Source organism: Nonomuraea sp. PA05, assembly GCF_008086045.1.
GTDB lineage: Bacteria > Actinomycetota > Actinomycetes > Streptosporangiales > Streptosporangiaceae > Nonomuraea > Nonomuraea monospora.
In genome coordinates this window covers 72378-93578 of record NZ_VSEY01000008.1, presented here as the reverse complement: position 1 = coordinate 93578, position 21201 = coordinate 72378, and the positions used below count along the sequence as shown (strand labels likewise).

The following is a 21201-nucleotide window of genomic DNA, read 5'->3' as shown; positions in this document are numbered from 1 at the left end:
CAGGTTAGAACAGGGCGCTGGCCAAAGCTCTGCGCGCTTTCGCCAAAGATGGGTCTTCCGCCGGCAATGCTTCGAACAGGCCGAGCAGGTGGCGCCTGGCCTGGTCGCGTTCGTCGCCGGAGGTGCGCTTGACCACGGCGATGACGCGCGCGAACGCCTCGTCGACCGCGCCGGAGAGCATCTCGAAGTCGGCGGCGAGCAGCTGGGCCTCGACGTCGGAGGCGTCCTGGGCACGCCGCTGCACGTCGGCGGGGTCGGCCAGAGAGGTGCGCTTGATCAGGTTGACCCCTGCCAGGCCCATCTTGGCGTCCTCGTCGCCCGGCGAGCGGGCCAGCAGCCGCTGGTAGGCCTCGATCGCCGCGTCGAAGTCGCCGCGGTCGATGGCCTGCTCGGCCGCCATCAGGTCGGGGTCGACCGGCGGCCCGGCGGGCATCTCCTGCCCTTCGTCCTCCGCCCCGGGCGGCCTGGCGCCGGGGTTGGCCTGGTAGAACTGCTCAACCGCGCCCATCAGCTCGTCGAGCCAGCGGCGCACCTCCTGCTCGGGCAGCACCTGCTGGAAGCCGGTGACGGCCTGCCCCTGGAAGATCGCCAGCACGGTCGGCACGGCCTGCACGCGCAGCGCCTGCGCGATCTGCGGGCTGGCGTCGACGTTGACCTTCGCCAGGACGGCCTTGCCGCCGAGGTCGCCGACGACTTTCTCCAGCACGGGGCTGAGCTGGGCGCTGCCGGGCGCCCTGGGCGACCAGAGGTCGAGGACCACGGGCACGGTCATGGACCGGTCGATGACGTCGGTCGTGAACGTCTCCTCGGTCACGTCGACGATCGAGGCCGACGAGGCCGCCTGGGGACCTGCCGCCTCCCGCCGAGCCTGCGACTCCAGAGCCTGCTTGCGCGCGCCCAGGTCCACCGCTCCGTAGAGGGACCCAGGCCTAGAGAAGTCCGCCATGCCCTTCATCTTGCCGCATGGACGAAGCCGGGAAGTCACCCGCCGCCACCCTGAGGGTGCGCAACTGGTCGAACATCTGGTGGAGTTCGTCCTCGGCGTACATCGTCAGGCCGAACTCGGCCGCCATCAGGTCGGCGGTGGCGCTGCGCACGACGGCGCGGCCCGCGTCGGTGATCTCCGCGAGCACGCCGCGGCCGTCGCGCGGATTGGGCAGGCGGCGTACGAACCCGGACTTCTCCAGCCTGTCCACCGTGTTCGTGACGCTGGTGGGGTGAACCATGAGACGTTCGCCGATCTTGGACAGTGGCAGCGCGCCCGTCTTGCTGAAGGTCAACAGGACCAATCCCTCATATCTCGCGAAGGTCAAGTCGTATGGCTTCAGGAGCGAGTCAAGTTGCGACAACAGGATCTGATGCGCTCTCATGATCGAGGTAACGGCTGCCATGGCGGCGGAAGGCCCGAAGTGAGCGCGCCAGGTCTCCGCGGCGCGGTCGATGGGGTCGAACGGCAGGTTGAGCGGCTTCGGCTGCGACACAGCGCTACGGTAGCGCGCCGCTCGTCCCGGTTCGTCTGGTCACTCTCAGCGACAGGCTTCTTCGCTTGACCAAGAATCCGGACATCAATCATCACGCTCAGTTATGGTTCTCCTACGTATGGTGACGCGGATGCCAAATCCAGCGGCCGTGGGGACGGCCGGGATCACGCCTGTTCCGCGTCACCGAGGGGCACGGGGGGTGCTTGATGAACGTCAACGGGGAAAAGGGTGCGTGAACACGCGGGCGTTTCACGAGAGGAGCTGAAGCACAGCGCGGCTGTGACAGTTGCCGTGCTGCTGGCTGTCGGCCTGTTCGCGGCGTGGAACGTCCTGATTCCTGGCGTGGACGCGTGGGAGAACATCGTGGCCGCGGTCATCGGCTCGCTCCGGCTGACCGGGCCCGTGGCGGCGGCCTTCGCCGCCTGGGTGGCGCTGCGCAAGCGCCGCGCGCTGCGCGGGCGCTCCCTCACGACGTGGCGGGCGCTCAAGGCGCCGCTGGCGATCGTGATGGTGGTGGTGGGCTCGTTCGGCGCCACGGTGCTGGTGCTGGCGGTCAAGACGGTGCTCACCGACCAGTCGGGCCGGCTCAGCCTGACCGGGCTGGCGATGGGCATGGCGGGGCTGGCGCTGTACTCGGTGATCGGCTGGGTGGCGGGCTGGGTGCTGCCGCGGCCGTTCACGCCGCCGCTGGCCGGGCTCGCCTGCTACGGGGTGTTCTCGTGGCTGGCCGACGACCGCGGCTGGGCCGACAAGCTCGCGCCGGGGACCGGGGAGCCGTACGACCTGTTCCAGGGGCTGAACGGGGCTCCGTTCTTCGACCAGACGATCTGGCTGCTGGGCATCACGGCGGCGCTGCTGCTCGGCTGGGCGGCGCTGGTCACCAGGCAGGCCCTGGTGCTGGCGTGCGCGCTGCTGGCGGTGCTGACCGCGGGGATGGGCGTGTCGCGGGTGCTGGCCCAGCCGAAGCCGGCGGCGGCCGTGGACATCGCCTACACCTGCCAGGAGTGGCCGATCACGGTCTGCATGCATCCGGGCATGCGGGCGGGGCTGACCGAGCTGGGGGCGGCGTTCACGCAGATCGCCTCGCGGCTCGCGGGGACGCCCGCCGCGTTCACCCGGGTGGAGCAGCGTCCGCTGGACGACCCGCTGAAGCCGTCGAACGGGCTGGCTCCCGTGCACGTGCCCGACCTGTCCTCCGGGTTCGCGGAGGAGGCGGCGCACGAGTACATCGAGGCGCTGGCGCCCAGGTGCCAGAGCGCGGTCGCGGAGGGCTACCGGCAGATCGTGGTGGCGTGGCTGCGCGGCGAGCCGCTGCCCGGCACGCCGCTGCCCGAGCACCACTACGCGACGACGTCGTTCTCCTCCTGGAGCGAGCACCAGCGCAGGGAGTGGCTGCGCATGTTCTACAGCGACTTCCAGGGGTGCCGCCTGTCGAGCACGCACTTCGGCGGGGGCCCCTCGCACGCGCAGGTGGCGCCGTCGGTGCGGCCGACGCCCGAGTCGAGCCACGTCTACCCGGTGTATCCGGGCCCGAGCGGCGCCACTCCGGCCGGCTCGGCGCCGGCCGCGCCGGGCACGCCGGGCACGGGCGCCACGCCCGGCGCCTCCGGCAGCGGCTACACGCGGGAGGCGCCCGCCGAGCGGTGGACGCCCGACACGTCGGGGGTGAGCTGGCCGGTGTTCGACCCCACGCCGCCGCAACCCGCGCAGGCCGAGCCCGCGCAGCCCGCACAGGCCCATCCTGCACAGGCCCATCCCGCACAGGCGCAGCCCGCACAGGCCCAGCCGCGGGAGGCCACGCCGGCTCAGGCGGCCGGGGAGGGCGCGCCCGCGCAGCCACCGGCCCGGCCGGTTGCCCAAGCTCAGGCCGGGAACGCCGCGAAGGACGCCGAGCAGGTCCCCGCCTCCCACCGGCACCCGGCGCACGGGTCGCCAGCAAACGGACACGGCTGGGGAGCCAAGATGTCACCAAAGGGCTGGCAATGATGATCGCCTGAAGGGTAGTCATGCTCGCATGACGACTTCCCAAACGGCGTCGCCCGAGGTGACCTCCGGGCGACGCCGCCGGTGGCGATATCTGGCCGGTCTCCTGGTGCTGGCCGTCCTGCTCCTCGTGGGCGCCCGGGTGGCCTGGTCGTGGCTGAACCCGATGGGCGAGCAGACCATCGACCGCAGCCAGCCGGTGCTGCTGCAGTCGATCAAGGACCTGAGCCGGTTCGAGGCCGCGACGGGGACCTTCCAGGTGGTCGTGGACCTGGAGAAGGACGCCAACTTCCTGCCCGACGCGATCAAGGGCACGCGCACGCTGTTCGTCGGGGCGGGCGGCGTGGACGCGTACGTGGACTTCTCCGCCATGACGGCGAACGGCGTGACGGTCTCGCAGGACCGCACCGAGGCGACCATCCGCCTGCCCCGCGCCCAGCTGGAGAAGCCCAACCTGGACAACAGCCGCTCCTACGTCTTCGCCCAGCAGCGCGGCCTGTTCGACCGGGTCAGCGACTTCCTCTCCGGCTCCCCCACCGACCAGCGGGAGCTCTACCTCCTGGCGGAGAAGAAGATCAGCGAGGCGGCGGTGGCGAGCGACCTGCGCGCCAGGGCCGACGCCAACACCAAGAACATGCTGACGGGCATGCTCAAGTCGCTGGGCTTCACGAAGGTCACCGTCAAGTTCACCGACGAGCCCTAGGCATCCTCACCTGCGCCTTAGGTGTCCCGTGCGCTCGCCTAAGTACCTCCCTGCCTGCGCCCGTGCCGAGAGATAAGGCATACGCCCGATGTGCCGGAGGGGGCCTTAGGCCGAATCTTGAGAGTGCAGGGAACAAGACAAGGGAGCAGTCGGATGAACGCCGAACTCGAATACACCATGATGCAGCACCACGCCGCCGAGCTGCGCGCCGCCGCCGCCGAGCAGCGCCGGGTGCGCGAGGCGAGCAGGACCAGGCCGGTCGAGCGGCGCCACCGCTCGGTCTTCGCCCGCTTCCTCGCTTCATGACCGCCCACAAGCAGCCCGGCCGCAACCTCCCTCGCGGCCGGGCTGAGATGCCCCCTTAGGGGGCTACCACGCCTTCGGCCCGAATTCCTGGTCGAGCCGGAGGCGGAACGCCACGAGGCCCCGGTCCCATTCCTGGTCGGACCGGGGCTTCGCGCTGTTCCGGGCCAGTCACATCTGCCGGTCAGAGTGGCTGGCGGCGCATGCCCTGATCGCTGGGCGCGGGCGCCGCGCTGGCCTGCCCCGCCGACAGCTCGATCCGCCGCGCCGCCCGCGAGGCGGGGCCGAGGTCGAGGTAGCGGCTGGAGCGCCGGTGCCACGCGCACGCCCCGGCCTGCCAGTCCCGCAAGCCCTGGACGTACCGGGCGATCCTGCCCCGCTCCTCCGTGCCCAGCCCGCCCTCCTCGATCAACGCGGGCAGCTCCGTCAGCACCGCGGCCTCGAACTGCCGCAGCCGGGACGTGCGCAGCTCGTTCACCCGGTCGGCGGCCTCCTGCACCCCGCAGCCGAGGAAGCGCCGCAGCACCAGCATCCCGTTGTCGGGCGCGCTCTCCTCGCCGACCTCCCGCCAGTAGGAGTACAGGTCGTTGAGCAGGTGCGCCGCGTCGGCGAAGGTGTCACGCAGCACCGTGACCGGCCGCGTCCCGACGACCTGGGCGGGCAGCTCGGCGCCGATCACCCGCTCGACGAGGTCCGCCGCCCACGCGGCGCCCCCCGAGGTGCGGCGCAGGCCGAGGTGCTCGATCGGCTCGGGGACGCGGTAGGTTCCGGCGTCCTCCAGCTCGCGCAGGCAGCCCCGCATGAGCGCCTGCGTGCTGGCCGCGAACCTGCGCCGCCAGCCGCGCGAGGACCCGGCGAACGTGCGGGACCACAGGTCGGCGAGCCCGCGCTCGGCCGGGTTCGCCGGGCGGGGCGTGCGCGGGGAGTCGGGCGGGGTGAAGCGGCGCAGCCGGTGCAGGTACGCCTTCGCCCGGACGCGGGCGCCCGGCAGCTTGAACACCTGGGTGAAGTGGTCGTCGAACCAGCACGCCCAGACGTACCAGTCGGAGGCCAGCTCCAGCTCCCTGGGGGCGGCGTCCGGATGGCCGTAGGCCGCCAGCAGCGGGATCGCCATGGACGTGAACCGCGCCTCGTCCCAGACCCGCGCCCCGCTCCGGTCGACGTGGTCGAGCAGGCCCGTCCACCTGGCCCAGGTCGTGGAGTGTGCGCGCGCGGCGTCGGCGTGCGGGCTGAGCAGGGCGGGGGTGGGCTGGTAGAGGGCGGGGATGACGAACGAGGCGGAGCGGGAGCACGCGGGATCAGGGGGCATGGGGCTCCAGTCGGGGAGGAACGAGGCTGGAGGAGTTGACGCTCTTGCTGGGGCGGTTTTGAAGGATGTGACTCCATTATGCACACACAGAGTGAGATGACCACAACTCTCAGTCAAGGGCGCCGGATCGGGCGAGCAAATCGGCGTACCAGCCGTCGTAGGGCCGGTTCGTCGCGGGATAGCTGGCCAGCGGGTCGGTGGCCTGGCCGGCCGAGTCGAAGTCCCAGCCGCGCGCCAGCTTCCCGGCCTGCCGCGCCGCCGTGATGAACGACGACGCGTCGGCCTGCGCCGCGTAGAACAGCGCGCCCTGCCGCAGCTCCGCGCTGTCGCCCTGCTGGAACTCGGTGAAGGCGACCTGCCGGTAGCGGACGCGGTCGCCCGCGCGCCCGTCGGTGTCCACGCGCAGCGTCTGAGCGGAGGTGGCGCCGTCCGCGCCGGTCCACACGCGGACGCGGGAGCCGCCGCTGGTGGAGGTGGCCTTGTCGAAGCGGGCGTCGGAGGTCCTGGCGTTGCCGGTCCACGCGACCGTCCCGGCGGCGGCGTCGAGCACGCCGTCCCACTGCCAGTTCTGGCTGGAGCTCTGGCTGCGGTGGATCTCGCGCAGCCGCGTGCCCGCCGGGTCGGTGAACCTGACCGTCGGCAGGACGCCGTTGTCGTACCTGCGGCTGGCCGACCAGGTGATCTCGCCGTCGGCGCCGAGCTTGCCGGTGCGGTACCACAGGGTGGTCGCGCTCTGCGACTGGTGGACCTCGACCAGGTCGCCGACGTCGTTGAGCGCGACGGCTGGGGTGACGCCGCTGTCGTACCTGCCGTGGCGCAGCCAGGTGACGCGGCCGTCGGCGCCGTACGCGCCGCTCCAGTACCACAGCTCGCCCGAGCCGGAGTCGTGCACCTCGACGACCTGGCCGCGGGCGTTGATCGCGACGGCCGGGTTGTGTCCGGTGTCGCGCACGTACGAGCCGCGCGTCTTCCCGTCACCGGAGATCACCGCGAGGACGCGGCCCCGCAGCGCGTCCACCGTCGGCGTGGTCGCCGGGTAGTCCTCCGCCCTGAGCAGCCGCGCGCCGAAGACGGAGGTGAGCTGCTGGTTCAGCGCGGCCAGGTTGCCCGCGGCGTAGGAGGTGTTGTCGGTCAGGTCGTCCTTCACGTCGAGCGCGACGACGATCGGCGCGGCGGCGGGATGCTGCGCGGACCAGGCGTCGATGGCGGCGAGCCAGTCGCGCAGGAGGTTCGAGGCGGGGTTGCCCGCGTGGTCGACCTGGTGGCCCGGGGAGTCGTGGCCGACGGAGTAGTCGCGGGCGGTGGCGTAGCCGTTGTCGTGGATGTCCAGCTCGATGAAGCGGATGCCGTGGTCGAGCTGGTAGGCGATCGAGTTGCGGGCGCCGGCGATGTTGCCCGAGTAGCTGTTGTGGGTGGCGCGGAAGATCGCCGACGGTAACGGGACGTCGGCCGCCGCCTCGGCGGTGCCGCTGGTCAGCAGGGCGGAGGCGGCGAGGGTCAGTACGGCGGGAACGGCTCCGATGCGAGGCACTCCCCGATCTTCATCTCGGCGGCCCCCGGCTGCAAGAGCCGTGGACACCCCCGGAGGGTCCGGCGATGATGCCTGTATGCGCAAGCGTGGGCTGGTGTGGGGCGGGGCCGCGGTCGCCGTGGTCGCCGCGGCGGCGCTGATCTGGTACTTCGTACGGGTCGGGCTCGACGAGGCCGACAAGCTGGCCAGTGTGATCGGCCTGTTCTGCACCGTGGCGGGGCTGGCGGTGGCGATCCACGGCCTGCGCGACCGGCCGGCGCAAGCGGATGAAGCCCCAGGGGTGTCCGCGTCGGGGCCGAGGTCGGTCGCCATCGGGGGCGACAACTCGGGCGTCATCTCCACCGGCGACGGCACGACCAACGTCAACCTGCGTGCCGAGGCGTCCGGGCAGGGGCGGATCTACCAGGCCGGCGGAGATCAGACGATCAACGAGGAGTAGGCGCTAGCCCCGGCGGGCTTCGAGCGCGTCCAGGATCAGGTCCAGGCCGTAGAGGAACTCGCTCGCGTAGTCGTAGCCGGGCCGCATGGCGTGATCGACGATGATCTCCGCCAGGTACGGCAGTTCGTCGGCGGGCAGGTGCTCCAAGATGTTGCCCGCGACCTCCTCGACGTCGTCCGGCGTCATGACCGGCAGGTTCGACTCCTGGAGGACGAACCCGCCGACGTAGCTGTCGATGAGCGAGATGGCGTGCGCGGCCATCGGCAGCGTGAACCCCGCCTCCCGCAGCACGCCGAGGACGGCGTTGTGGTGGCGCAGCGTGGCCATGCCCGGGTTGCGGCGGGAGTCCATGAGGCCGAGGGCCCAGCTGTGCCGCGACAGGACCTCGCGGGCGGAGCAGGCGCGTGCCCGGATCGCGTCGCGCCAGTCGTCGCCGCCGGGGGCGGGGAGCCGGATGGCGTCGAAGACCATGTCGACGACGCCGTCGAGGACGGCGTCCTTGTTCGGCACGTGGTGGTAGAGCGACATCGCCTCCACGCCGAGCTCCTGCGCTACCTTGCGCATCGTGATGGACTCCACGCCGCCGCGGTCCGCGACCCTGATCGCGGCTTCCAGCACGAGTGCCCTGCTGAGCGGTTGGGAGGGTGGCGACACGACGGCTCCGGGGAAATCGGCGATTGACAACCTTACAAGCGTAAGTCAGCCTTACAGGTGTAAGCCAGCGAGTGCGAAGGAGATGCGCGATGCCGATGCCGTTGTGGTGGGGCCACGTGAACAAGCGGGTGTTCAACCCGCGCGCGATCGCGAGCGGGAAGTATCCGGTGCTGACGCACGTCGGCCGCAAGTCGGGCGCGACCTACCGGACGCCGATGGACGCGCATCCGGTCGAGGGCGGCTACCTGTTCATCCTGGTGTACGGCTCGCAGTCGGACTGGGTGCGGAACGTGCTGGCGTCCGGTGACGCGCGCCTGCGGGTCGACGGCAAGGAGGTGGGCCTGACCGCGCCGCGCCTCGTCGGGAAGCAGGAGGCGTTCCAGGCCCTGCCGCGGACGGTGGCGCGCCCGCCGAAGGTGCTGCGCATCACCGAGTTCTTACGGATGGACCTGGCCGCGAGCTGAACGGGCGGAAATCAGGCCTTCGGGACGCTGATGAGCAGGGCGTCGCCCTGGCCGCCGCCGCCGCACAGCCCCGCGGCGCCCAGCCCGCCGCCGCGCCGCTTGAGCTCGTACGCCAGCGTCAGCACGATCCTGGCGCCCGAGGCCCCGATCGGGTGCCCCAGCGCGATGCCGCCGCCGTTGACGTTGACCTTGTCGAGGGGCACGCCCAGCTCCTTGACCGACTGCAGCACCACGCTCGCGAACGCCTCGTTGATCTCGACGAGGTCCAGGTCGGCGGCCGTGACCCCCTGCTTGGCCATCGCCTGCTTGATGGCGTTGGCCGGCTGCGACTGCAGGGACGCGTCGGGGCCCGCGACGTTGCCGTGGCGGCCGATCTCGGCCAGCCAGGGCAGGCCGAGCTCCTCGGCCTTGGCCTTGGACATGACGACCACGGCGCAGGCGCCGTCGGAGATCTGGGAGGCGGAGCCCGCCGTGATGGTGCCGTCGGCGGCGAAGGCGGGGCGCAGCCTGGCGAGGGTCTCGACCGTGGTGTCGCCGCGCACGCCCTCGTCCTCCTTGACGACCACCGGCTCGCCGCGGCGCTGCGGGATCTCGACGGGGACGATCTCGTCCTCGAAGGCGCCGTTCTTGACGGCGGCGGCGGCGAGCTGGTGGGAGCGGGCCGACAGCGCGTCCTGCTCCTGCCTTCCGATGCCGAGGCGGGTGTTGTAGCGCTCGGTGGACTCGCCCATCGCGCACTGGTCGAACGCGCAGAACAGGCCGTCGTGCGCCATCGAGTCGACGACCTGCGAGCCGCCGTACTTGACGCCCTTGCGCAGGCCGGGCAGCAGGTGCGGGGCGTTGGTCATGGACTCCATGCCGCCGGCCACCACGATGTCGAACTCGCCGGCCCTGATGAGCTGGTCGGCCAGGGCGATGGCGTCGAGGCCCGACAGGCACACCTTGTTGATGGTGATGGAGGGGACGGTCATCGGGATGCCGGCCTTGACGGCGGCCTGGCGGGAGGGGATCTGCCCGGCTCCGGCCTGGAGGACCTGGCCCATGATGACGTACTCGACGGCTTCCGGCGCGACGCCGGCCCGCTCCAGCGCGGCCTTGATCGCGATGCCGCCCAGCTCGGCGGCGGGCAGGCCGGACAGGGAGCCGAGGAGCTTGCCGATGGGGGTACGAGCTCCGGCGACGATGACGGAACTGGACATGACAACGGCCTCCTGTGCTCGCGCGTCCGGTCTTTGACACGATACCCACGAGTACGCCGTCGCTCGCCATGGAGGTAGGCCACACATGTTCATGCGGATCGACCACATCGGGATCGCCTGCCGTGATCTGGAGGAGAAGATCGAGCTCTTCTCCCGGACGTTCGAGCTCACGGTCGTGGCCAGGGAGGTCAACGAGGAGCAGGGAGTCAAGGAGGCGATGCTGCACATCGCCGACGGCGAAGGTGGGGGCTCCTACATTCAGCTCCTGGAGCCCCTCTCCGAGGACTCTCCTGTGGGAAAATTCCTGGCGAAGCGGGGCGAAGGCGTCCATCACGTGGCGTTCGGGGTTCCGGACGTCGAAGAGGCCATGGCCACGATCGGCGAGAAGGGTGTGAGACTCCTGGACGAGCGGCCCCGCCATGGGTCGATGGGCTCGCAGATCGCGTTCCTGCACCCCAAGGACGTGGGCGGGATGCTGACCGAGCTGGTCCAAGCGGCCAAGCAAGAGTAAACCCGCACAAAACGTAAAAAACGTTCATATGTAACTAGTCACGCATAAAGATGGACGGGGCTTCGCAGGTGGCACCAGCGGAGTACGCTTGACCTTCCACCGGACATGGGGCCTGCCGAGAGGCACAGGCTCCTGGTACGGATGCCCCGAACCCCCCGTCCGGCCCGTGTAGCCGTCTCGACAACCCAGGATCGAGCCTCCATGCAGTCCGACATCGACGCCCAGCTCAACAACTTCTTCGAGGATGCCCCAGCACGCGAGTTCGACGTCGTGCTGCGGGGTTACGACCGGCACCAGGTCCACGATCACCTCAAGCAGCTCGACGGGGAGCTACGTCAGGCCCGCGAGCAGGTCGGCAACCTCCAGCGCGACCTGTCCGACTCCCAGCGCCAGCTACAGGAGCAGGAGCGCCCCACCTACTCCGGCCTCGGCGCCCGCATCGAGCAGCTCCTGCGTCTGGCCGAGGAGCAGGCCACCGAGCTCGTCCAGGCCGCCAGGTCCGAGGCCAACGAGATCAAGGCCGCCGCCAAGGTCGAGGCCGCCGACGTGCGGGCCGCCGCCGAGGCCGAGGCCGCCGAGAAGCGCGCCCAGGCGGCGCGCGAGAGCGACGAGATGCGGACGACCGCCGAGCGGGAGGCCGAGGACATCCGCTCGACCGCGCGCCGCGAGGCCGACGAGCTGACCAACACCACCGAGCGGGAGGCCGCCAAGCTGCGCGCCACCGCCGACCACGAGGTGGCGGAGAAGCGGGCGGACGCCGAGCGGGAGATCGCCAAGCTGCGCACCACCACCGAGCGCGAGGTCGCCCAGCTCCGCGCCTCGACCAAGCGCGAGCGCGACGAGGTGCTGACGACCGCCAAGCGGCAGGCCGACGAGATGCGCGCGCAGGCGCAGCGGGTGCTGGAGGAGTCGGAGGCCAAGCGGGCCCAGGACGAGGCGGAGTTCGAGATCCAGCTCGCCTCCCGCCGCGAGGAGGCCGAGCGCCAGGAGGCCGAGCGCCACGCCACCGCGCAGGCCGCCACGCAGAAGCTGGTCGCCGAGGCCGAGCAGCGCGCCGCCACCGCCGAGTCGCGGGCCACGAAGGCCACGCAGCAGGCCGAGCAGACCCGCCGCGAGGCCGACCTGCACGCCAAGCAGCTCGTCGCCAACGCCCGCAAGAGCTCCGAGACCATCGTCTCCGACGCCAAGAGCAGCGCCGAGACGATCGTCACCGAGGCGAAGAACGAGGCCGAGCGCACCCGTACGGCGATGCAGCGCCAGGTCGACGAGCTGACCCGGCAGCGTGACAGCATCACCAGCCACCTGGCCCAGCTCCGCCAGCTCCTCGGCGGCGCCGCCCTGCCCGGCATGGACCCCGAGCCCGCGGTCACCGCGGCCCCGCCGAAGCCCGCCCTCGCCGCGCCCGTGGCCGAGCCGGTGGCTCCGGCCACGACCCCCGCTCCCAAGGTGGAGGTCAAGAAGGCCGACGACGACGCCGAGTGGTGGCAGGAGTAGCGCCAGGCGAAGCGAAGACACACGGGGCTGAATGACGGCTGGGGAGAGCCTGGCGGCCTGATGGTCGCTAGGCTCTCTCTTTGCCGTCGGACGTGTACGAAGTGGTACGAGTCCGTCATGCTGTGTTGCCGATCCCCCTGGAGTGTGTCCCCCTTGTCCGCAGACGTCGAGCCGGTGACCACGCAGAAGGAAGAGCCGGAGGCCCAGGAAAAGGTCAAGGACGAGACCGGCCCCTCGTCGTACGGGCTGCCGGGCAAGCCGTTCGCCCGCGGCCCCTTCCTGTTCGGCCTGGTCGGCGGCCTGGGCGTGCTGACGGCGATCGCGCTGGCCCAGATGATCGTGGCCTCGCTCAGCACGATCATCCTGATCGTCGTGGCGATGTTCCTGGCCGTCGGGCTGAACCCGGCCGTCGAGGCCCTCCAGCGGCGCGGCCTGGCCAGGCGGGGCGCGATCTCGATCGTGTTCGCCGGGGTCATCGTGGCGTTCGTGCTGTTCGGGCTGGCGATCGTGCCGCCGGTGAGCAAGCAGCTCACCGAGTTCATCGACGCGGTGCCGGGTTACATCACCGAGCTGAGCAACCATCCGACGCTGCGCCAGCTCGACCAGGACTACCAGATCCTCCCGCAGCTCAGGACGTTCGTGACGGGCACGCTGGGGCCGTCGCTGGCGACCGGCATCATGGGCGCGGGCCTGGTGGTGCTGAACGGCGTGTTCACCACGGTGACGCTGCTGGTGCTGATGCTGTACTTCCTCGGCTCGCTGCACACGATCAAGGACTACCTGCTCAAGCTGGTCCCGGCCTCGCGCAGGACGCGGACGCGCGCGATCTCCGAGGAGATCCTGTCAGGCATCGGCGGGTACGTGGCGGGCAACGTGCTGATCTCGGTCATCGCGGGCGTGGTGACGTGGATCTTCCTGTCGATCGCGGGCGTGCAGTACGCGCTCGCGCTCTCCCTGGTGGTGGCGCTGACCGACCTGATCCCGCTGGTGGGCGCGACGATCGGCGCGGTGCTGGTGACCGCGGTGGCGCTGCTCGACTCGTGGCCCGCCGGACTCGCGTGCGCCATCTTCTTCGTGGCCTACCAGCAGGTCGAGAACTACTTCATCTACCCCAGGGTGATGAAGCACTCGGTGAACGTGACGCCGGCGGTGACGGTGATCGCCGCGCTGTTCGGCGGCGCGCTGCTCGGCATCGTCGGCGCCCTGCTGGCCATCCCGGTGGCCGCGGCGATCTCGCTGATCATCCGCGAGCTGGTGCTCCCCCGCCAGGACCAGGCCTGACCGCCGGCTCGCTCCGCGAGCATCGGGCTTGACGGGGCCCCCGGCTACCTGCGCCCTCCGCCCAGCTCGGCCTTGAGGAACTCGATCACCGCCGCGTTGAACGCCTCCGGCTGCTCGACCGCGCTGAGATGCCCGGCCCTGGGGATGATCTCCACCTTCCCTTCCGGCACGGCCTGCGCCATGGCGTCGGCGTCGGAGGGCGGCGACAGCTCGTCCTCCTCCCCCACGATGATCAGCAGCGGCACCTTGAGCGCGCCCAGCGTCTCGAACGAGTCGGGCCGCGCGGCCATGGCGCGCTGCGCCCAGGCCACGGCGCCCGGCGGCGCGGACTGCACCAGCCCCTTGACCCGGCCGAACACCATGGCCCTGCGTTCCCTGGTGGTCCGCCCGATGAGCGCGGGCAGCACCTCGGTGACCAGCACCTCGCTGCCCTCGGTCAGCACGGCCTGCGCGATGCGTTCCCTGTTGTCCCTGGCCGCGGGCGGGTCCTCGGCGGCCTTGGTGTCCGCCAGGATCACCCCGAGCACCCGGTCGGGGTGACGGCGGCAGAACGCCATGGTCACGTAACCGCCCATCGACAGCCCGCCGACGACCGCCCGGTCGATGCCCTCCTCGTCGAGCAGCCTGGCGACGTCGTCGGCCATCACATCGAGCGAGGGCTCGTCCTCGCCCAGCCGCGACCCGCCGAAGCCGCGCAGGTCAGGGGTGATGACCCGGCAGACCTTGGCCAGCCCTTCCCGCTGGGCCAGCCACATGGCCGACGAGAGCGGGAACGCGTGAAGCAGCACAACCGGGATCCCGGTCCCGGCAGATCTCTTGTAGAGCTGCACGGATCACACGGTAGCCCGGTTCACGGCGACAATCACTCAACGGTTCATGCCGATCGGCCCTTAGTGCGCTGACAAAAGCCGCACTCGACCCATACCAGCCATAAATCTGACATTGCCCTACGAATAATTCACGCGCACAATCCAGGCACAGTGACGTGCACTCCGAGGTGACAGGCATGACAGGTCCCACAGGCATGGCAGGCACCCGCCCCGCGCTCCCTGACGCCACCAACGCCGACTTCCTCCTCCAGGCGTTGCGCGAGACGAACGCCCGCCGCGCCCTTCACCACGCCCCTCCCCTGACCATGGACGCTCTGCTGGTCGACTACGCCAAGACCAGGGCCGCCGCGCACTCCCGCGGGGAGGCAGGCGACATCAGGGCGGGCACCGGCGAGAACGTGTTCAGGAGCACGGGCATGAGCACGGGCATGAGCACGGGCATGAGCACGGGCATGAGCACGGGCATGAGCACGGGCATGAGCACGGGCATGAGCACGGGCATGAGCGACGCCGCCCAGGCCGTGGCCTCCTGGTACGCCGAGCCGTACGACTGGGACGACCCCCGCCCCTGCCACTTCAGCCGGCTCGTCTGGACGTCCAGCACGGTGATGGGCGCGGCCCGCGTGGCCGGCCAGGGCCCCTCGCACTACGAGACGTACATCGTCTTCGTCTTCGAGCCCGCGGGCGACGTCGAGGGCGAGCACCAGGAGAACGTGCTTCGGGCATGAAAAAGCTCCGGTGACCGGCCGGAAGGCCGGCCACCGGAGACTGTGCGGATCAGGGCGTGGGTCAGGTCGCCTTGTCGATCGGCCTGAAGAGCTGCCAGACCCGCCAGAGGATCGTCTTGCCCTTCGACCCCGCGGCCGGGTAGTCCGAGGTCCACGGCTTGGACGCCGGGCCGTTCCCGGTGCCCTGGTCGGCGATGCCTTCCGTCTGGGTCCTGCTGGTCCTCGTGCTGGCCCCGGTGGGCCGCACCCTGCCCAACTGCTCGTCGATCGACCGCTTCTGAGCCTCGCTCAGCCCGCGTGACTGCGACTGCCCGGTGTTCGCCGACGTCCGCTGGGCCTTGGGCGGCGCCTGCCGCTGTGTCGCCCTGCGGCTGCTCGGACGTACCGCCGGCCGGTGCCTGACCGCGGCCTTGGGCCTGCTCGCCCGCCTGGTCACCGCCCTGCGCGCGGCCTCGGCCCGGCGCCTGGCCGCCGCGGCCCTGCGCTGTGCCGCCGCCGCTCTGCGCCTGGCGGCCGCGGCTGCCGCCCGCTGCCTGGCCAGTGCGGCCTTCTTCCTGGCCTGCATCGCGGCCCGCTTCCTGGCCGCCTCCGCTGCTCTCTTCCTCGCCGCTTCCGCCGCTCGCTTCCTGGCCGCCTCCGCGGCCCGCTTCCTGGCCGCCTCGGCGGCTCTCCTCCTGGCTGCCTCCAGCGCGCGCCTCCTGGCGGCCTCGGCCGCCCTGCGCCTGGCGAGGGCGAGCGCCGCCCGTCTGGCGGCGGCCTGCGCCGCCCGCCTGGCCGCGATGCGCGCCGCGATCCTGATGCCGATGGCCACGGCGAACCACACCCACTGGCCGTCGGGGTCGGTCATCGTGATCGGGCTGTTGTTGGCGTAGGCGTAGGCGTTGAGCTGCTGCGGGTCGCTCTCGTCGATGATCGGGTCCACCGAGATGAAGCGGCCGTTCCTCGGGTCGTACTCACGGGCGCCGAGGTGGACGAGCCCGATGGTGGCGTCATTGGTGCCACCGACGAACCCGCGCTGTCCCGGCCACCACGGTGGCGCCGTGCCCCGGTCCTCGCCGAACGGGGTCTGCCTGCGGACGGCGATGTCGCCGGTGCCGGCGTTCACCATGGCCTGCGCGGTGCCCTGGTGGTCGTTGGCCATGAAGTAGACCTGGTTGTCCGGCATGCGCACCGCGATGGCCTCGCCGCCGAAGGTGTAGTACCTGGTCTGCTCGACGACGTTCTTGGCGTAGTCGAGGCGCAGCTCCATGTCGTCGATGTAGAGGGTGGCGTCCGTGGCGGTCTTGCGGAGCAGGCGGTCGCCGTCCGCGTCGTAGATGAACGAGGTCGTCTTGCCGGCCTCGGTCACCGACTCCAGGTTGCCCTCGGCGTCCCACACCAGGCTCTGGTCGGAGTTGCCGACCTTGCGCCGGGTGGTGTTGCCGGCCGCGTCGTACTCGAACAGGTCCGACCCGACGCTCTGCAGCGCGTGCGGCTGCTTGCCGCCCGCCGCGGGATACGTGGAGGTGCGGACGGTGTCGGCCAGGCCGCCCCAGCCGTGCTTGGTCTCCTTGGTCCGGTTGCCGGTGACGTCGTAGGCGTAGCTGAACGCGTACGGCGCCACGCCGCCGATGGTCGCGGCCGTGGGGGTGCCCGCGGCGCAGTCGTCGTTGGCCGTCCACGCCGAGGTCAGCCGGCGCAGATGGTCGTACTTGAAGCACTGGGTGTCCTGGACGGCCTTGTCGGCGATCTTGGTGATGTTGCCGGCCGCGTCGTAGCTGTAGCTCAGGTCCAGATCGCTGGCCGCGGCGCCCGACCGGTCCAGCCGCATGCTGGTCAGCCTGCGGGTGGACTCGTCGTGGGTGTAGGTCAGCCAGGTCTTCTTGCTGCCCTCGCCCAGCTCGTACTGGAGGGTCTCACCCATCTTCGAGTAGCGGGCCGCGCTCACGTACGCCGACAGGCCGGTGACCTTGGTCGGCTGGCTGAGCCCGTCGTAGCTGTAGACGACCGACTCCTCCGCCAGCCCGCCGCCCGCGGGGAAGCTGACCGACTGGACCTGGTCGTCGAGCGTGTAGCGGGTGTTGAGCTGGTAGGAGCCTGCCAGCTTGCCCTCCCGCTCGGGGATGGTGATGGTCTGGCGCAGGGTGCGGTAGTCGGCGTCGATGGCGTTGATCTCGGCCTTGTAGGCCTGGCCGCCGACGTACCGGATGCTCGCGTGCAGCTCGCCCTTGGCCAGCGAGTCGTACTTCCACTCGGCCAGCAGGGTGCCGCTGGACGAGCCCTCGCGCAGCTGGGTCTGGCGGCCCAGGTCGTCGTAGCCGTACCACAGGGTCTTGCCGCGAGAGTCGGTGGTGGTGACGATCTCGTCGGCGTCGTTGTACGTGGTGGTCGTGACGCCCTTGTCCGGGTCCTCCGTCCTGATCTCCCTGCCGCGCAGGTCGTAGGTGTACCGCCAGACGTTGCCCGCCGGGTCGGTCACCGTGGCCAGGCGCCCGGCCTGGTCGTAGGTGTACTTGGTGGCCTCGTAGTCGCCGGTCGGGGTCGCGCCCTTGTACTGGCGCAGCTCGATCAGCCGGTCCTCGGCGTCACCGATGCGGGTCGTGGCCGTGCCGCCCGGCGGCGGGGTGACGTGCAGCCGGTCACCCTCCTCCTTGGCGGTCACGCGGTACTTCTCCACGCCCTTGGCCTTGAGCACCTCGGCGTTGGCGTCGCCCGTGCCGTCGAACAGCGACACCACCTGGTTCGGGACCACGGCGTCGGCCACCGCCAGCAGGTCGGTGGACGGCGTGCCCGTGGCGAAGTAGCCGGTGTTGGTCTTGTACTCCTCGCCCTGGGAGTTGTAGAAGGTGTCGGTGATCGTGCGCCCGTCACGCAGCGCGGGATCGCTCGCCTGGTCGTCGGTGGGCGCGGGCTCCTGGGTCTGGCGCTTGCGCATCATGCCGTCGTACAGCTCGTGGCTGACGGTGTACGCGCCGTCCGCGCCCAGCGTCTTGGTGGTGACGATGCTGGGGCCGTTGTTGCGCACCGTGTAGACGTACTCGGTGCTGGGCGACTGCCCCGCGGCCTTGTTGCGGTCGGCCTGCCAGACCTTGGTCAGGCGGCCGAGCGCGTCGTACTCCATGTCGACGCGGCGGTTGTTGGCGTCGACCTCGGAGACGGGCTCGCCCCAGGCCGGCTCGACCTGCGTGCGCTCGACGTGACCGAGCTGGTTGGTCTCGGTGGTCTCCGTCGCCGGGCCGCCCGTGGCCGGGCTGTAGGCGGTGACGGACTTGGTTCCGACCGGGTCGGTCTCGCTGGTCTCCCGGCCGTAGACGTCGTAGGTGTGGGTGCTGCCGGTGATCGTCTGGCCGTCGGCGGAGACGAGCTCCTGCACCGAGGTCACGTCGCCCTTGGTCGGGGGCTGACCGTGCGCCTGGTTGTCGTAGGCGATCTTCTCGTCGCCGAGCACGTCGCCGGCGGCGAGGGTGGAGACCCCGGTGCCGCAGCCCGCGGCGACCTTCTGGACCCTGCTCGGGTAGTCGATCATCCAGGACGTGTCGTTGCGGGCGTAGGTGTAGCGGGTGCACACGTCGTCGTCCGCGGTGGCCAGGTCGCCCTTCTCATCCACCTGGAGGAGCAGGCCCTTGGCGTCGTACGAGCGCTCCTCGCCGGTACGCCGCCACTTGTCCCCTGGCATCGCGGTGCGGGTGACCATGGACTTGGCCTGGACCATGTGGGCGGCCTTGGTGACGCCGCCCTGCGTGGACTCGGCCGTCTTGGCCGACCACGGCTCCTCGGCGGTCGCGGTCGAGACCGGCCCGCCGTCGCCGTCGTAGAGGATCTCCTCCCGTTCCAGGCCGGCGTACTGGTCGAGGTCGTCGAGCTTGCCGCCCTCGGTGTCCTCCACCTGCACGCTGCGCTTGGTGCCGTCGGCCTGCTTGTCGCCGTGCATGCCGCGGAAGTAGCGGAACTCCGTCAGCGTGCGCTTGGTGTCCTGCCCGTCGCCCTCGCGCACCTTGACCCGGCCGAACCCGCGGAAGTCCGACCACGTGCGGTGCTCGGGCTTGACGAGGATGTTCTCGGCGTAGCGCCAGGCCGCGCCGTCCAGGTACTCGTAGCTGGTGACGACGCTCGGCGAGGCCGCGACGCGGTCCACCTCGACGGTCTGCGCGACGACGTACTTGTGGAACCAGTCGGTCACCTCGCCCTCGTTCGGGGGCGCCCAGCGCTGCGGGAAGCACCGCTTGGTGTTCTTGTCGGCGGCCGGCAGCGCGCCGGCCTGGCACTCGGCGGGCGCGTAGTTGATCCGCAGCTCACCGCCGGACTCGTTGTTGATCGCCTGCACGCGCCACTTGACCAGCGGGGCCCGGCCCTCCGTCGTGTCCACCCGGTTGGGGAGCTGGATCCCGATGAAGGTGATCGGCGGGAGCGTCAGCGTGCCGCCCACGTGCCCGCTCTGCTGGATCGAGGCCAGCCACAGCGCGGGGCTGAGGCCGTCGCCCGAGGCGGGGAACTGGTGCTTCAGCGCCCACGAGTCCACCGCGTAGTACTGCCCGGCCGCGTTGAGCACCTGGGTGGTGACCTTGGTCAGCCGCTTGCGGGTGAAGAACGTCGCCGCCGTCCGGTCGGTGCACTTCACGCCCGAGTCGCAGATCTGGTCGAAGGGGACGTCCGGCCAGCTACTGGCGGTCTCCTTCTTCAGCTCCGCGGGCGCGCAGGTGATCGTGCCGCTGGGCAGGCAGCGCTCGGCCACCTCGAACAGCACGCGCGTCGCCGGCGTCTTGGTGAACAGCTCGCCCTTGAGGTAGCCGTAGTCGATGCGGCTCAGGTACGCGGCGCGGTCGTAGACGGTGCCCAGCTCGGGCTTGCCGTTACGGCCGTAGTAGTTCTTCTCCTGCGTGTACCAGTAGGTGGTGGCGTTGCCGTGGGTGTCGACGGTGTAGTCCAGGTTCCACCGGTAGGCCTGCTGGCACCAGGCGTTGGCCGGGGTGCTGTTGTAGCAGGGCTCGCCGCTGTTGTTGCCGAACACCGGCACCGTCTGGACCGACTTGGTCTCGGCCTTGCCCGTCGCCCAGCCGGCCAGGCGGTTCAGGCCGAAGGTGTACTGGACGCCGTCGGGCGTGGTGACCCGCCAGTACTCGCCGTTGTTGTCCCCGTTGGTCGCGCCCGTGAGGGCCTCGACGCGGGTGCCGTCGTCGCGCTTGGGCCGCCACTGCTTGGACGTGGCGTCCTTGATCAGCTCGACGGTGGTGCTGCCCAGCGTGAGGGCCGCGTTCTCCTGGTCCCAGCACAGGTCGCCGGTCTTCTTGCCGTCGATCATGCAGGACTTGTAGCGGCGCTCGATGTAGCCGCCGGGGCTCAGCTCGAAGCCCTCACCGGCCCAGGACGCCTGGTTGTTGGTGGAGGCGGTGCGGCCGTCCACGCTCTGCGAGGAGTAGGAGAGCGCCACCTCCGGCTCGTCGCCGCCCAGCGCGGGCGGCACGCGCAGCTCGTAACCCCAGGAGAAGTCGCCGGACTGGGTGCCGACGCTCCAGTCGGCCGCCGGGGACAACGAGGTGGCCGAGTGGTCGCCGGACTGGCCGGACGCGGCGGCGGCCAGCGCGTACACGGCTCCGGCCTCGACCTCGGCGCTCAGCGTGCCCGTCTTGGGGTCGTTGGTGCTCTTGACGGGCTCGGGCTGCGGGCAGCTCGCGGTCGCCGTGGCCGACTTCAGCGCGCACTCCTGCAGCTTGACCATGCCGAGGCGGGCGCCGTAGTCGCCACCGTAGGCGTAGCGGAAGCCGGAGTAGTCGATCTTCAGCGGGGTCTTCTTCGCGGCCTTGGCAGCCACCGCGACGCCCTGTCCAGGTGACACCCGCATCGCCAGGCCGAGCCGGTCGGTCTCGAGCAGTTCCACGCTCACCGGATCGGCGCTCAGGTCAGCGCTCTTGTCGGCGGCCACCTGCACAGGGAACCCCGCGACGGACTTGGCGCTCTTGCTCAGCTCCGCCTTCTGCGGTTTGGGCCAGGTGATGCCTGGTGGCGCCTTCCACGCCTGTTTCTGCACGGGATCGGCGAGCGGCGGCGTCACCGGCACGCCGGTGCCCGTGACTGGAGCCTCGCGCTGCACCGACGGGGCCTCCCGCGGCGCGGCCTGCGCGGGCATCGCGTAGACCAGCGGCACGGTGACGGCGATCGCGAGGGAGGCCGCGAGCCTGCGGGGCCAGGGAGACTCGGGCTTGGCCTCGTCCCGGTAGTTGTTCCAGGACGTGTCGGGAAGGTGGGGTTCGTCGGTGGCCTGAAAACGATTCCAGCGGGATTCGGGCAGGTCTAACTCATCCTGCGGGTCCATGT

General features: G+C 70.9%; 17 protein-coding genes. 9 read left to right on the top strand and 8 right to left on the bottom strand.

Going from position 1 to position 21201, the window contains the following annotated elements:
- Positions 1-4 precede the first annotated feature (4 nt).
- Positions 5-946 carry a tetratricopeptide repeat protein gene (locus FXF51_RS14715; RefSeq protein WP_148435006.1) on the bottom strand — a complete coding sequence of 314 codons (942 nt, stop codon included), beginning with the start codon at positions 944-946 and terminating at the stop codon, positions 5-7.
- On the bottom strand, positions 930-1481 hold the full coding sequence (locus FXF51_RS14710) for a MarR family winged helix-turn-helix transcriptional regulator (protein ID WP_148435005.1): 552 nt from the start codon (positions 1479-1481) through the stop codon (positions 930-932). Before FXF51_RS14710 ends, FXF51_RS14715 begins: the two co-directional genes overlap by 17 nt.
- Before the next feature lie 279 nt (positions 1482-1760).
- On the opposite strand from FXF51_RS14710, the gene FXF51_RS14705 reads away from it, so the two are divergent.
- The 3 genes from FXF51_RS14705 to FXF51_RS60800 all read left to right on the top strand — a co-directional run bounded on the left by FXF51_RS14705 (position 1761) and on the right by FXF51_RS60800 (position 4473).
- Positions 1761-3467 carry a hypothetical protein gene (locus tag FXF51_RS14705; protein ID WP_148435004.1) on the top strand — a complete coding sequence of 569 codons (1707 nt, stop codon included), beginning with the start codon at positions 1761-1763 and terminating at the stop codon, positions 3465-3467.
- A gap of 28 nt (positions 3468-3495) precedes the next feature.
- Positions 3496-4167: a DUF4230 domain-containing protein gene (locus tag FXF51_RS14700; protein ID WP_148435003.1), complete on the top strand. Its 672-nt coding sequence runs from the start codon at positions 3496-3498 to the stop codon at positions 4165-4167.
- Between the two features lie 153 nt (positions 4168-4320).
- Complete coding sequence (locus FXF51_RS60800) at positions 4321-4473, top strand: hypothetical protein (protein ID WP_187414375.1); 153 nt, start codon at positions 4321-4323, stop codon at positions 4471-4473.
- Positions 4474-4654: 181 nt separating this feature from the next.
- On the opposite strand, the gene FXF51_RS14695 is transcribed toward FXF51_RS60800, so the two are convergent.
- Together FXF51_RS14695 and FXF51_RS14690 are read right to left on the bottom strand one after the other, a co-directional pair.
- Positions 4655-5779: a terpene synthase family protein gene (locus FXF51_RS14695; protein WP_148435002.1), complete on the bottom strand. Its 1125-nt coding sequence runs from the start codon at positions 5777-5779 to the stop codon at positions 4655-4657.
- Positions 5780-5888: 109 nt separating this feature from the next.
- Positions 5889-7310: a hypothetical protein gene (locus tag FXF51_RS14690; protein ID WP_262379526.1), complete on the bottom strand. Its 1422-nt coding sequence runs from the start codon at positions 7308-7310 to the stop codon at positions 5889-5891.
- A gap of 76 nt (positions 7311-7386) precedes the next feature.
- Between FXF51_RS14690 and FXF51_RS14685 the strand changes: the two genes are divergently transcribed.
- Entirely contained in the window at positions 7387-7749 is a 363-nt protein-coding gene (locus tag FXF51_RS14685) for a hypothetical protein (RefSeq protein ID WP_148435001.1), read from the top strand.
- 3 nt (positions 7750-7752) lie between these two features.
- Here FXF51_RS14685 and FXF51_RS14680 read toward each other — a convergent pair whose 3' ends face one another.
- On the bottom strand, positions 7753-8433 hold the full coding sequence (locus FXF51_RS14680) for a TetR/AcrR family transcriptional regulator C-terminal domain-containing protein (RefSeq protein ID WP_262379525.1): 681 nt from the start codon (positions 8431-8433) through the stop codon (positions 7753-7755).
- Positions 8434-8492: 59 nt separating this feature from the next.
- Here FXF51_RS14680 and FXF51_RS14675 point away from each other — a divergent pair, with 59 nt between their 5' ends.
- Complete coding sequence (locus tag FXF51_RS14675; RefSeq protein ID WP_148435000.1) at positions 8493-8867, top strand: nitroreductase family deazaflavin-dependent oxidoreductase; 375 nt, start codon at positions 8493-8495, stop codon at positions 8865-8867.
- A gap of 11 nt (positions 8868-8878) precedes the next feature.
- Here the strand turns inward: FXF51_RS14675 and FXF51_RS14670 are convergent, their stop codons facing one another.
- Positions 8879-10066 carry an acetyl-CoA C-acetyltransferase gene (locus FXF51_RS14670; RefSeq protein ID WP_148434999.1) on the bottom strand — a complete coding sequence of 396 codons (1188 nt, stop codon included), beginning with the start codon at positions 10064-10066 and terminating at the stop codon, positions 8879-8881.
- Between the two features lie 85 nt (positions 10067-10151).
- On the opposite strand from FXF51_RS14670, the gene mce reads away from it, so the two are divergent.
- From mce to FXF51_RS14655, 3 genes are all read left to right on the top strand, one after another.
- Complete coding sequence (mce, locus tag FXF51_RS14665; RefSeq protein WP_148434998.1) at positions 10152-10577, top strand: methylmalonyl-CoA epimerase; 426 nt, start codon at positions 10152-10154, stop codon at positions 10575-10577.
- A gap of 201 nt (positions 10578-10778) precedes the next feature.
- A complete protein-coding gene (locus tag FXF51_RS14660; RefSeq protein ID WP_148434997.1) occupies positions 10779-12071 on the top strand; it encodes a DivIVA domain-containing protein in 1293 nt (430 codons plus the stop codon).
- 153 nt (positions 12072-12224) lie between these two features.
- On the top strand, positions 12225-13352 hold the full coding sequence (locus FXF51_RS14655; RefSeq protein WP_262379523.1) for an AI-2E family transporter: 1128 nt from the start codon (positions 12225-12227) through the stop codon (positions 13350-13352).
- A gap of 44 nt (positions 13353-13396) precedes the next feature.
- On the opposite strand, the gene FXF51_RS14650 is transcribed toward FXF51_RS14655, so the two are convergent.
- Positions 13397-14140 (bottom strand): alpha/beta fold hydrolase, encoded by a 744-nt coding sequence (locus tag FXF51_RS14650; RefSeq protein WP_262379522.1) that lies wholly within the window; start codon positions 14138-14140, stop codon positions 13397-13399.
- 218 nt (positions 14141-14358) lie between these two features.
- Between FXF51_RS14650 and FXF51_RS14645 the strand changes: the two genes are divergently transcribed.
- Complete coding sequence (locus tag FXF51_RS14645) at positions 14359-14910, top strand: CAP domain-containing protein (protein WP_148434994.1); 552 nt, start codon at positions 14359-14361, stop codon at positions 14908-14910.
- Between the two features lie 61 nt (positions 14911-14971).
- Here the strand turns inward: FXF51_RS14645 and FXF51_RS14640 are convergent, their stop codons facing one another.
- Positions 14972-21199, bottom strand: a complete 6228-nt coding sequence (locus tag FXF51_RS14640; RefSeq protein ID WP_148434993.1) for an RHS repeat domain-containing protein — start codon at positions 21197-21199, stop codon at positions 14972-14974.
- Between the last annotated feature and the right edge of the window lie 2 nt (positions 21200-21201).